Below are 14,192 nucleotides of genomic sequence, written 5' to 3' on the forward strand. Positions count from 1 at the left end.
CGCCTGCCAGCGCAGTTGCGCGGTGGTGCGCTCGAACGCCTCACGAGCCTGGGCGGGCGTTGACAGGTGAAACGGCCCAGGACCGTCCGCCTGGCTTTCTTGCGCCAGGTCGAGGAAGGCATTGAGTTCCGGATGCAAGGACATCGCAGGTTTCCTTATGAAAAAGCCACAGACGAAAGAGGAGCCACAAGGGCCCCTCTTTGTATAACGATGGATCGGCCTCAATCCTTAAGCCGCTTGTGCCACGCAATGCTCGATCAGCGCCTCCAGTTCGGCCTGGTACTCTCGCATCAACTGTTCGACGGTTTCGGCACGGTAGCGGCGCGTGCTGAAAATACAGCGCATCGCCAGGCGTCCGTCATACACCTGCCCCACCACTTCCAGCCAATTGCCCAGGGCCGCTTGCGGGCTGTAGCAACTGCCATAGCTCTCCTGAGCCGGCACCAGCATCGCCTTGTCATCGAAGCTCTGGTCGAACTGCCCCAGGTAGTTGAAGGTGACACGCGCCTGGGGTGCCAGGCGCAAGGTATCGGCCATCGACACACCGCTCATGTGACGCAGGATGCCGTAGCCCAGGCCCTTGTTCGGTACGGCCGCCAATTGCCGCTGCACCGCACGCACCGAGCTCCCGATATCAGCCCCGGCACCGGGTGCCAGGCGCACCGGGAACATGCTGGTGAACCAGCCCAGGCTGCGGCTCAGGTCGATGTCCTTGACCAGGTCTTCGCGGCCATGGCCTTCGAGCTGGATCAATACCGAAGGCTGCCCGCTCCAGCGGCACAACACCCGGCTCAGCGCGGCGAGCAACACATCGTTGATCTGCGTCTGGTAGACCGCAGGCACTTGCTTGAGCAACTGCTGGGTATGTTCCTGCGACAGGCCCATCAGCGCGACCGACTGGTACTGCACCTGGTTCTTGCCACGCGGGTTATCGCACGGCAGCTCACTGCCCGGCTGGTCGATCTGCTCAAGCCACCAGGCTTGCTCCTGCGCCGGATAATTCGCCGCGTACGCTTGCAGCCCCTCGGCCCAGGCCCGGTAGCTGCTGGTACGAATCGGCAGGGCCGGCGCCTGGCCATTGCGGTAAGCCTCATAAGCGACCTGCAAATCCTGCAGCAGCAAACGCCAGGAAACGGTGTCGATCACCAAATGATGGATCACCATCAATACCCGCACCTGGCCATTGCCCAACGTCACATGAGCGGTACGCCACACCGGCCCGTCTTGCAGGTCCAGGCTGCGCTGTACCTGTTCGGCGTACAGCTCAAGCTCCGCCTCATCGGCCACGGTGTGTTGCCATAACAAGGGCTCAGTGGCCCATTGCGCCTGCATGTCCTCCAGCGGCTGGTAATGCTGGTAATAGCGTGCGCCCACCTCACGAAAGCGCAGGCGCAGGGCGTCGTGCTGCTTCAACATGCAGCGCAATGCCAGCTCCAGCGCCGGCAGATTCAGCGCCTGGCGTGCACGCAGCATCAATGCCTGGTTGTAATGGTGCGGCTCGCTCATACGCTGGTCGAACAGCCACTGCTGGATCGGAATCAGGTTGAACTGGCCCTCGGCGGCCACCTGCGAAACATCCTCGATCAGCGTGGCGACGGTGCTTGAACGCTGCTCGAAAATCGCCTCGATGGTCTGCCCGCGCATCAGGTCCCGCAGCTTGAGGTCCATCTTCAGTTCAGGGTGGTTGCGTACCCGCGAGACGACTTGCAGGCTGAGGATCGAGTCACCGCCCAACTCGAAGAAGTTGTCGGTGATGCCCACGCGTTCCACTTGCAACACATCAGCCCAGACCTGTGCCAGCAGTTGCTCGTCACGAGTACGGCCGGGAACATACTCGCCGCCCTTGAATTCAGGCTCCGGCAAGGCCTGGCGATCCAGCTTGCCGTTGGGCGTGACAGGCAGCGCCGCCATGCAGATGACCTGGGTGGGCACCATGTAATCCGGCAATTGCGCGCGCAAGTCCGCCTTGAGGCGATCACCGATGGCCATGCCATCGGGCGTCACCACATAACCGATCAGTTGCTTGCCCGACGCACTGTCACGGGCGATCACCAACGCGTCACTGACATCGTCCAGTTGCCGCAGGCTCGCCTCGATTTCCCCCAGTTCAATGCGAAAGCCCCGGACCTTGATCTGGTGGTCAATACGCCCGACGTAATCAAGCACACCATCAACACGCTGGCGTACCAGGTCGCCGCTGCGGTAGAGACGATCGCCCGGCGACCCGAACGGGTCCGGCACAAAGCGCTCGGCACTCAGGTCCGGACGACGGTAATAGCCGCGGGCAATGCCCTGGCCACCGATGTAGAGCTCACCGGCAATCCCCGGCGGCAGCGGGTTGAGGTCTTCGTCCAGCACGTACAGCGCGCGCTCGCCGACAGCACGCCCGATCGGCGCATAGGCAGCCTCGCACCGGGTGTCGACCGGGACCTTCCAGAGCATCGGCGTGACCACGGTTTCGGTGGGGCCATAGCCGTTGGTAAAGAACTGTGGACGCAGTGCCGCTTTCACTTGTTCGAAGGTCTGGTCCGGCACCGCATCGCCACCGAAGCAATACACCCGTACCGCGGGTGGTTCCTGTTGGCTATGGGCCGCGTACTCGGCCAACTGCTTGAGGTAGGCCGGCGGGAAACAGGCAATCGTGATGCCGTGTTGATGCAAGGCGTCGAAGGTCTGCTCCGGTGTCCACAGGCTGGCATCGCGGATCACCAGCGTGCCCCCGCTCAATAGCGTACTGAGCCAGCGCTCATGAGCGCCGTCGAAGGCAAATGACATGAAATGCAGCTCGCGGGTGCGCTCATCCATGTCATACAGCCCGGCGATGGCCTGGCAATGCATGCTCATCGGCCCATGCGCCACTGCCACGCCTTTCGGCCGACCGGTGGAGCCCGAGGTATAAATCAAGTAGGCCAGATTGGCGCCCAGCAAACTGCTGGCGGGCGGCGTGTCGCTGTAGCCGGCGCGGTCAAACGTGTCGATGGCCAGCTGCGCCAGGCCTTCCACCGCCGGAAGGCGCGCCTGCACCTGGCTATGGGTCAGCAACAGCGCCATCGCCGAGTCTTGCATCATGAACGCCAGGCGTTCGGGCGGATAGTCGATGTCCAACGGCACATAAGCCGCGCCGCTTTTCATCACCGCCAGTAACGCCACGATCATCTCGACGGAGCGCTCCAGGGCCACCCCGACCACCACTTCCGGCCCAGCCCCCAGCTCGATCAAGCGATGGGCCAGGCCATTGGCTCGACGTTCCAGCTCACCGTAGCTCAGCGAATCGCCCCCACACACCAGTGCCGTCGCCTCGCCACGCGAATCGGCATGGCGTGCGATCAGTTCCGGCAAGAGCTGCGCGTGATAGCTGGCATTCGGCGCCGCACTCCACTGCTCAAAGGCTCGCCACTGCTCGGCCCCAAGGCGCTGAAGGTTGCCCAGCCGCGCCGTCGGCGCAACGATCATGGCCTCAAGGGATTCTTCCATGCAGCGGCGAATCTGCTCTACCGCCTCGACACTGAAGGCATTGCGCAGGAACAGATATTCGATCGACAACTGTTCGCCGAGGTTGACCGCCAGGTCCATCGCAAAGTTGGTCACGTCATGGTTACGCGACTCGCCGAAGCTCAGGCCGGTGTCCTGTTGCTCACCCAGGCGCTCATCGATCGGGTAGTTTTCAAACACGATGATGCTGTCGAACAACCCTTGCCCGCCCAGCCCCGACCAGCGCTGGATATCCGCCAGCGGCGCGTGTGCGTACTCACGGATGTCCATGTTGCAGGCCTGCAACGCTTGCAGCCACTGATCCAGCGGCTGCGCGGGTTCCAGGGTCTGGATCACCGGTAGCGTATTGATGAACAGCCCCAGGATGTTGTCGGCATTGGCCAACCCCGCAGGACGGCCAGCCACGGTGGCACCGAACACCACAGTGTTCTGCCCGGTAAAGCGTTGCAGCAACAACAGCCACGCGCCCTGGATCAGCGTGTTGGGGGTGATTTGCAAGGCGCGGCAAGCCTGTTGCAGGCGTGCGGTTTGCACCGCATCCCAACGTGAGTAAAGCGCCTGGTGCCCGGGCAAATCCTCGACATGCCGCGGGAACATCGCCTGGTTCAGCGAGGTGGCCTGCTCCAGCGTCGCAAGACGGCTTCTCCAGAAGCCCTCCAGCGCCCGTTGATCCTGGCGTTGCAGCCATTCGATGAACTCGCGGTAACGACCGTTGCGTGTCGGCACGTGGCCCTGGGCATAAAACTGCATTACCTCGCCAAACAGTCGCGAACTGCTCCAGCCGTCCATCAGGATGTGATGGCAGGTCCAGATCATCTGGTAGCGGTCGTCCTCAAGCCGCAGCAACAGCACACGCTGCAACGGCGCACAGGCCAGATCGAACCCTTGCAGGTAATCAGCCGTTGCGCGCTCGCCGATCGCCTGTTCGCTGATGTCCTGGCCGCGCCAATCTTCGATCAGCAGCGGCAATTCGGCCTCGCGGTGGACAATTTGCACCGGGGCGCTCAAGCCATCCTGCCAGTGAAAGCTGGTCCGCAGAATGTCCTCACGCTCAATCACCGATTGCCAGGCTGCGGCGAAGCGCTCGGTATCCAGCCCGTGTACCGGCAGGCTGATCTGGTTGATGTACAAGCCGCTGCTGTCGTCGGCCAGGGTGTGGAACAGCATGCCTTCTTGCATCGGTGACAACGCATAGACGTCTTGCACCTGCGCCACGGGCACCGGCAAGCCGTCAAGGTGCGCCTGGGTCAAACGGGCCAGCGGGAAGTCAGATGGCGTCAGGCCCTGATGCTCTTCGCCGCAGCAATGCTCTATCAGTGCCTGCAACGCGACGCCGTAGGCATCGGCCAATTGCTGGACGGTGGCCTCATCAAAAACTTCGCGGCTGAAGGTCCAGTCCAGGGACAACTGGCCGTTGTACACCCGGCCATCGATGGTCAGCCAGTTGCCCAGCGCCACGTCATCAGCGTGCCCAGCCCCGCTGCCCTCCTCGCTCGGCGCGAATAACGCCTGCTCATCAAAGCTCTGGTCGAACTGGCCGAGGTAGTTGAAGGTAATCCGGGCCTGCGCGAGTTTCGCCAGACGCGAGCGGACATCCTCTGCACCGAGGTAACGCAGCACGCCATAACCCAGGCCCTTGTTCGGCACCGCGCGCAGCTGTTCCTTGATGCCCTTGATGGTGTCTGCCGCGTGCACCGATGGGGTCAATACCACCGGGAACAGGCTGGTGAACCAGCCCAACGTGCGGCTCAGGTCGACGTCGCCGAACAGTTCCTCACGGCCATGGCCTTCCAGTTGCACCAGGCACGCAGGTTGCGCAGTCCACTGGCAAATCACCTGCGCCAGGGCACTGAGCAAAAGGTCGTTGACCTGGGTGCGATAGGCCGACGGTGCCTGCTTGAGCAGGCGCCGAGTCTGTTCTGTATCCAGACGCGTGTTGACCGAATGGCCATGCACCGAAGCCTGGCTGCCCTCAGGCCGCGCCCGTGGCAGTTCCGGCAACGCATGGGCCTGTTGCCCGGTCCAGTAACTCAACTCCCGAGCCAGCCCTTCGCTGTGGGCGTAGCCCTGCAACTGCTCGGCCCACGCCTTGAACGCGGTGGACTTGGGTGGCAACACCACAGGCTGGTTTACCGCCAGCTGCCGGTAGGCCGTTTGCAAGTCTTCCAGCAGCACGCGCCACGACACACCGTCCATCACCAGATGGTGAATCGCCAGATGCAGGCGCGAACTGCCGTCCTGCACTGCGATCAGGCTGCAACGCAACAGCGGGCCGTGTTGCAGGTCGAGGCTGCGTTGCGCCTGGTTGGCAATGGCGATGATCTCATCGGCGTTCTCTGCCTGGCGCTGCCAGAGGCCTACCGGTTGTGCGCCGACGGCCTCATGGCTGGCCTGCCAGGTACCATCGCCCGATTGCACGAAGCGCAAGCGCAAGGCGTCATGATGGGCCACCACGTGCTCAAGGGCCTGCTGCAGACATGCGCCGTCCAATGGCTCGCGCGGGGTCAGCATCAGCGACTGGTTCCAGTGGTCACGGTGCGCCATGTCATTGGCGAAGAACCAGTGCTGCATCGGAACCAGATGGCTGTCACCGCTGACCGGCCCCTGATCGATCGTTGCGGCTTGATCGGCGCTCGCAGCCCGGGCCAGCGCCTGGATGTTCTGGTGCAGGAACAGGTCCTTGGGTGCCAGGCCGATTCCCTGCTGACGTGCACGGCTGACCACTTGAATCGAATTGATCGAGTCACCGCCCAAGGCGAAGAAGTTATCGGCAGTGCCCACCCGGGCCACGCCGAGCACGGCTTGCCAGATCTCGACCAGGGCACTTTCGACTGCATTGGCGGGAGCCACGAAGTCCTGCTGTACCTCAGCCATGTCTGGCACCGGGAGAGCCTTGCGGTCGAGTTTGCCGTTGGGGCTCAGGGGCATTTTTTCCAGCGGCGTCAGGTGCGTCGGCACCATGTGTTCCGGCAGGGTCTGGCGCAGATGCGCAGTCAGCGCCTCGCGCAGTGCCGGCCAGTCGCTGGCGGCGCCAGGCTGGGTAACGACGTAGCCACTCAGGGCTTTGCCGTTGCGGCTGTCCTGCGCCACCACCACGGCTTCGCGCACGGCCCCGTGCTCCAGCAGACGGGCCTCGATTTCACCCAGCTCGATACGAAAGCCGCGGATTTTCACCTGATGGTCGATACGGCCAATGTAATCAATCACCCCGTCAACGCGGTAACGGGCCAAGTCGCCCGTGCGGTACAGCCGTTCACCCGCGACAAACGGGCTTGCCACGAATCGTTCGGCCGTCAGCTCCGGGCGACGGTGATACCCACGCGCCAGTCCCTGGCCGCTGAGGTACAGTTCGCCGTTGACGCCGCAGGGCACCGGGTTGAGCTCGGCGTCGAGAATGTAGGTCATCAAGTTCGCAATCGGCTCGCCGATGGGCACGGCGTCACGGCCCTCGTCACGACAGGTCCAGTGGGTGACATCAATTGCGGCTTCGGTAGGGCCGTAGAGATTGAACAGCCCCGCGCCCGGCAGCTTGGCGAAGACCTGCTGCTGCGCATCGATCGGCAACGCTTCGCCACTGCAAACGATACGGGTGAGGCTGGTGCAGCGGCTGACATTGGCATCCAGCACGAACGCTTGCAGCATCGACGGGACGAAATGCAGGGTAGTAATGCCCTCGCGCTCGATCAATTGGACCAGCTTCTGTGGATCGCGATGATCCCCTGGCGACGCCACGACCAAGCGGATGCCGGTCATAAGCGGCCAGAAAAACTCCCAGACGGACACATCGAAGCTGAACGGCGTTTTTTGCAGCACGCGGTCGTCGGCGTGCAACCCGTAGGCCTGTTGCATCCAGCACAACCGGTTGGTCAGGGCACCGTGGCTGTTGCCAGCCCCTTTGGGTTTGCCGGTGGATCCGGAGGTGTAAATCACATAGGCGAGGTTTTGCGCGACGGCCCGCGACTCGGGGTTGCCTTGCGCCTCACCGGCCAGCCAGGCATCGTCACCATCGAGTATCAGCGTGCGTACCCGTTCCGGCAGCGGCAAGGTTGCGACCAGCGCTTGCTGGGTCAGCAACCATTCGATGCCGCTGTCGTCGATCATGTAGGACAGGCGTTCCGGCGGGTATTCCGGGTCCAGCGGTACATAGGCGCCGCCGGCCTTCAGGATCGCCAACAGGCCCACCACCATTTCCAGGCTGCGGTGCAGTGCAATGCCCACCAGCACATCGGGGCCTACGCCACGCGCGATCAAGGCATGAGCCAATCGGTTGGCCCGCGCGTTGAGCTGGGCATAGGTCAACGACTGCCCCTCGAACACCAACGCCACGGCATGCGGGGCCCGCTCCACCTGGGCTTCGATCAAGTGGTGCACCGGCTGGTGGTTCGGGTAGTGGGCGAACGTGCGGTTCCAGTCCTCAACCATCATCCGGCGCTGCACCGCATCGAGCATCGGTAATTCGGCGATGCGCTGGGTGGGGTTGGCCACAATCGCGCGCAGCAGGTTCAGCCAGTGTTCGCCCAGGCGTGCGACGGTGGCTGGCTCAAACAAGTCAGAGGCATAGGACAGTGCGGCACTGATGCCTTCGCTGTACTCGAACGTATCCAGGGAGAGGTCGAACTGCACGCTGCCCGAATCCCAGGTCAATTGCTCCAGGCTCAACCCCGGCAGTTCAATCGCCTCGCGACGAGCATCACTGGCATGGTTGAACATGGCCTGGAACAACGGCGTATGGCTCAGGTTGCGTGCAGGTGCAAGCAGCTCCACCAGTTGCTCGAACGGCAGGTCCTGATGGGCCTGTGCTCCCAGTACCCGCTGCTTGACCTGATGAAGCAATTGGTCAAAGCGCAGGTGCCCCTCAATGTCGGCCCGGAGTACCTGGGTGTTGACGAAGAAACCCAGCATCCCTTCGGTTTCCAGGCGATTGCGGTTGGCAATCGGTACCCCGACACGAATATCCTGCTGCCCGCTGTAGCGGTGCAACAAGGTCTGGAAGCCGGCCAGCAGCAGCATGAACAGTGTGGTGTTTTGCTGCTGCGCCAGGCGCTTGAGACTCTCGGCCAGGGACGGCTCGAGGGTGATCGGCAACCGGGCCCCACGATAGCTTTGCTGAACCGGACGTGGATGGTCGGTTGGCAGTTCAAGGACCGGTTGCTCGCCGCCCAACTGTTCTGTCCAGTAGCTGAGCTGACGTTGCTGCTCACCCGCCGCCAGCCACTGACGCTGCCACTGTGCGTAATCGGCATACTGGATCGGCAGTGCCGCCAACGCCGCCGGTTGGCCTTGACTGAAGCCGCGGTATAACTGCATCAGCTCATCGATCATGACCCGCATCGACCAGGCATCCGACACGATGTGGTGTTGGGTCAGGATCAGCACGTGATCTTCAGCGCCCAGTTGCAACAGCTTGACCCGCAGCAACGGCCCGCGCTGCAGATCAAAGAGTTGGCGGGTTTCAGTTTCAATCAAGCCGCGCAGGCCAGGGTCATCCAGCCCGGCAGCCGCGGATTCAAGCGCAATCGCCACCGGTGCCGGCGCGTCAACCCGTTGTACGGGACGCTCGTTCTCCAGCACAAACCGGGTACGCAAGCTCTCATGACGCGCCACCAGGGCGTCAAAACACTGTTGCAAGGACGCCAGATCAAGGTGTCCGCGCAAACGCAGGGCCGCGGGAATATGGTAGGCGCTGCTGGTGGGCTCCAATTGCCACAAAAACCATTGCCGTTGCTGGGCATATGACAGGGCAAGCGGCTGGTCGCGTGCAACGCGCGGGATGGCCTGTTCAGGAGTCAACGATGCCGGGGCCATCGCCTCGACAAATGCTTGCAGGGTGTTATGGGCGAACAGCAGGCGCAAAGGCACCTGGACTTGCAGTTGCTGGCGAATCCGCGAAACCATTTGGGTCGCCAGCAGCGAATGGCCGCCCAGCTCGAAAAAGTTGTCACTCAGGCCAACCCGCGGCACGTTGAGCACCTCGGCCCAGATCGCCGCCACCGCTTGCTGCACCGGTGTCTGCGCAGCCACGTAGGTTTTCTGCCATTGGCTGGCATCGGGCTTGGGCAGTTGCCTGCGGTCCAGCTTGCCATTGGGGGTCAGCGGGAACCTTGGCAACAGCACCATATGCGCCGGCACCATGTAGTCGGGCAAGTTGGCCTTGAGCCGGGCGTTCAGGCTGTCGCGCAGGCGACCCTGGCCGTCGGCATCCAGGCCCTGCCATTCGGCGGCGGGGACCACATACGCCACCAACGCCTGGCCGCCCGGGGCATCCTGGGCCAGTACCGCGGCTTCACGTACAGCGTCCTGCTCCAGCAGGCGCGCTTCGATTTCCCCGAGCTCGATGCGGAAACCGCGAATTTTCACCTGATGGTCGATCCGCCCCAGGTATTCGAGGATACCGTCCGGGCGCTGACGTGCGAGGTCGCCGGTGCGGTAAAGCCGCTCCCCGGTGCTGGAAAACGGATGGGGAACAAAACGTTCGGCGGTCAATCCCGGGCGCTGGAAGTAACCCCGCGCCAGGCCGTCCCCGCCGATCAGCAATTCGCCGGCAACACCATAGGGCACCGGCATCAGGTCTGCACCGACGATGTACAGCGATGTGTTGTCGATTGGCCCGCCCAGCCAAGGTTGCGCAGCCTGCGGACGCAGCCGGTGCAACGCCGACCAGACCGTGGTTTCCGTCGGGCCATAGAGATTCCAGACTTCACCGCCAAGGCCAAGCATGCGCACCGCCAGTTCCTGGGGCAACGCCTCGCCGCCGCACAGGCACGTGCACCCCTGGAGCACGTGGGCCTGTTCATTGTCGAGCAACATGCGCCAGGTCGAGGGAGTCGCCTGCACCACGTTGACCTGTTCGGCGTCGATCAGGGCCAGCACGGCGTACGGGTCCTGCGCCACCTCCTGGCCGGTCAGCACGATGCACGCGCCGACCATCAGGGGTACGTAGATTTCCAGGCCGAAAATATCAAACGAGAACGTGGTCAGTGACAACGCCCGATCCTGGGCGGTCATGCCCGGCACCCTGGCCATGCTTGCGACAAAGTTGGTCAGGGCGCCCTGTCGCACCATCACCCCTTTCGGCTGGCCGGTGGAGCCAGACGTGTAGATGACATAAGCCAGGTGCTCCGGATCCAGCCGGGTTGGCAGATCGTCACCGGCATGGCCGTCAAGCCAATTGCCCGGTTGATCCAGCACCAGCGTAGTGACCGTGTCAGGCACCGGGATCTGGCTGAGCAGTGAATGTTGGGTCAGCAACAGGTCGATGCCACTGTCCTCAATCATGTAGGCGAGGCGATCCTGCGGGAACGCGGGATCGAGAGGCAGATAGGCGCCGCCGGCCTTGAGGATTGCCAACAACCCGATCAGCATGTGCGGGCTGCGTTCGACGGCAATGCCCACCAGCACACCCGCGCCCACCCCGTGACGTTGCAGCTCCACCGCCAATTGATTGGCCCGGGTATTGAGTTGCCCGTAGCTCAAGCGCTGGCCATTGATGACCAGCGCCTGCGCCTCCGGCGAGCGGGCCACCTGTGCCTCGAACAATCGATGAACATAACCCGCCTGCGGTGTGGCTACCGACGTGCGGACGCAATCGTCGAGCTGCGCTTGGCGCTGTTCAGCGTCAAGCAACGGCAGCTCACCGATGCTTTGTGCCGGGTTCGCGATGATTGCCTGCAGCAGGTTTTGCCAGTGCCCGGCCATCCGCGCAACCGTGTCTGCACCGAACAGATCCGTGGCATAGATCAGCGCCGCAGACAGCCCATCGGGGCGCTCCATGGTTTCCAGGGTCAAGTCGAACTGTGCACTATGGGTATCCCAGCGCAGCCCCTCGACCTTCAATTCACCGGCCGGCCCCTCGCCCGCCGGGCCTTGGGTCTGGTGGTTGAACATCACTTGAAACAGCGGGCTGTGGCTCAGGTTGCGTTGCGGCTGCAAGGCTTCCACCAGTTGCTCGAACGGCAGGTCCTGATGCGCCTGGGCATCCAGCGCAGTCTGCTTGACCTGTTGCAGCAAGGCACTGAAGGAGCCCTGGCTGTCGACCTCACTCTTGAGCACTTGGGTGTTGACGAAAAAGCCGATCAACCCCTCGGTCTCCACCCGGTTACGGTTCGCGGTCGGCACGCCAACCCGAATGTCGTTCTGCCCGCTGTAGCGATGCAGCAAGGCCTGGTAGGAGGCCAGCAGGATCATGAACAGACTGACCCCTTCGCGCTGGGCCATCTGCTTGAGGCCGCAGGCCAGCGCGGTGTCGATATCCAACTCCAGCCGGGCACCGCGATAGCTCATCACGGCCGGGCGCGCAACGTCAGTCGGGAGCTCAAGCACCGGCTGCTCGCCGCCCAGTTGCGCGGTCCAGTATTGCAACTGCCGCTCCCGCTCGCCGGCCTCCATCCAGTGCCGCTGCCAGATGGCGTAGTCGCTGTATTGAATCGGCAACGCTGGCAGTTCCAGGCTCAACCCTCGACTGAACGCGGCGTAACCCTTGACCAACTCCTCGACCATTACCTGCATCGACCAGCCATCGGAAACGATGTGGTGCAAGGTGACAATCAGCACATGGTCATCCGCGCCCAGTTGCAACAGGCACGTACGCAACAAGGGCCCCTGCTGCAAGTCGAACAGCCGGCGCGTCTCGTCTTCGATCAAATGCCGCAGTTGCGCCGCATCCGGCACCTGGGCCAGAGGCTGCACCTGCAGACTTACCGGTGCAGCCTCCTGCACTTGCTGCACCACTTGCTCGCCGTGCACCACGAAGGTGGTACGCAGGCTCTCATGGCGCGCGACCAGCGCACTGAAACTCTGTTGCAGCGCCGCAATGTCCAATGGACCGCGCAAGCGCAGGGCCGTAGGCATGTGATAAGCCGCGCTTTCCGGGTCCAGCTGCCACAAGAACCATTGACGCTCCTGGGCAAAGGACAATGACAACGTGTCGAACTCGGCACTGACAGGCGGAATCGGCAGGTTCGCCGGGGAAACGTCCTCTTCCAGCATTTTCTGCAGGTAAAGACGGCGTTTTTCCAGCGGCAGCGTTATGAAGCGCCTGGCAATACGTTGTGCGACAGCGGTGTCCATCAAACCTCCTCGAATTCATCAAGCAGCGCTTCAAGCTTGCTCAATTTTGACGTGCTCATTGACGTGCCGGTCTGCTCCAGTTGCGCGACAAACGCACCGAGGACCGGAAATTGGAATATCAATTGGGGCGTTAACTTCATGCCCAGTTCGAGCTGCAGGCGCGACACCACATTCACCACCAGCAGCGAATGCCCGCCCAGCTCGAAGAAATCATCCGCCAGACCGACCTGCTCAACGTTGAGCACGCCTTGCCAGATGGCCGCGACCTTGCATTCCAGATCGCTTTGCGGCGCCAGGTAAGCCGAATGCAGCGCGCGGTTATCCGGCGCGGGCAGTGCCTTGCGGTCGAGTTTGCCGTTGGGTGTAAGCGGCAGTTGATCGAGGAAGACCAGATGGGTGGGCACCATGAAGTCCGGCATCTGTTGTGCCAGCCGCGCCTTGAGCTGTTCACTCAAGCGCGCCTCGGCCGCCCTATCCAGGCTGCTGTCCTGGCTGACAAGCCAACCCACCAGGCTCGTGCCGGTCGCCGTTTCCCGAGCCAGCACTACCGCATCTCGTACTTCAGGTTGAGCGTGGAGGCGGGCTTCGATTTCACCCAGCTCAATGCGCAGGCCACGGATTTTCACCTGATGGTCAATCCGGCCGATGTATTCGATTACGCCATTTTCGGCGTGGCGCACCAGGTCGCCGGTGCGATACAGGCGTGCAGCGGCCGACTCGCCAAACGGATCGGGAACGAAGCGCTCGGCGGTCAACCCTGGACGCTGGTGATAACCACGGGCCAGGGATTCACCACCGATGTACAACTCGCCAATCGCCCCCACGGCGCAAGGCTGCAAGGCGCCGTCCAGCACATAGGTGCATACGTTGTTGATCGGACGACCGATGGCGATGATTCGCCCGTCGTCTTCGACAGTGGCCGCCACGGCATGGCTGCTGGTATCAATCGTGGCCTCCGTGGGGCCATAAAGATTGCGCAGCTCGCCATCGAAGAGGCCCAGGACCTGGCGGGAAAGGTGCGCACTCAGCGCTTCGCCGCCGCACAGCAGCAGGCGCAAGGAGGCCAGGTGTTCACGGGTCGCCAGCGGCAACAGCGCCTGCAGCAACGATGGCGCCATTTGCAGCACACTGATCCCCCAACGCTCCACCTCGACCCACAAGGTGGTCAAGTCCAGGTTCAATTGCGGCGCGGCCAATACCAGTTGCGCGCCGCTCATCAGTGGCAACCAGAACTCCCACACCGAGGCGTCGAAACTGATGGCGGTCTTCTGCAGGACACGGTCACTGTGATTCAGCTTCAGGCAACCCTGCATCCATTCCATATGGTTGCTCAGGGCGCCATGGCGAATCGTCACGCCTTTGGGTTTCCCGGTGGAACCGGAGGTATAGATCACATAGGCGAGGTTCTGGCTGTCGACGGTTACCGAAGGCTCATGCTCGCCGTAGCCATCGAACCGCTCGGGCAGTGCGTCCAGCAGCAGGCAGTCCACGGCCACGTCAGCGAAGTACGGCTGTACGCTGGTTTCGGTCAACAGCAAGGCAATGCCGCTGTCCTCGACCATGTACATCAAGCGATCCTGTGGATAAGCGGGGTCCAGCGGTACATAGGCACCACCGGCCTTGAGGATCGCCAG

At 62.8% G+C, this 14,192-nt stretch carries 2 protein-coding genes; both read right to left on the reverse strand.

What is annotated here, in order from left to right:
• Positions 1 to 228 precede the first annotated feature (228 nt).
• A complete protein-coding gene (locus HX846_RS11405) occupies positions 229 to 12,558 on the reverse strand; it encodes a non-ribosomal peptide synthase/polyketide synthase (protein ID WP_178965408.1) in 12,330 nt (4,109 codons plus the stop codon).
• On the reverse strand, positions 12,558 to 14,192 hold a 1,635-nt coding region (locus HX846_RS11410), incomplete at its 5' end, for an amino acid adenylation domain-containing protein (RefSeq protein WP_178965409.1). The genes HX846_RS11410 and HX846_RS11405, both read right to left, overlap by 1 nt.

It is taken from the genome of Pseudomonas sp. K5002 (assembly GCF_013386655.1).
GTDB lineage: Bacteria > Pseudomonadota > Gammaproteobacteria > Pseudomonadales > Pseudomonadaceae > Aquipseudomonas.

Excerpts from the sequence above, each read along its gene's own strand:
- HX846_RS11405 (WP_178965408.1), bottom strand. The coding sequence starts at position 12,558 with ATGGACACCGCTGTCGCACAACGTATTGCCAGGCGCTTCATAACGCTG.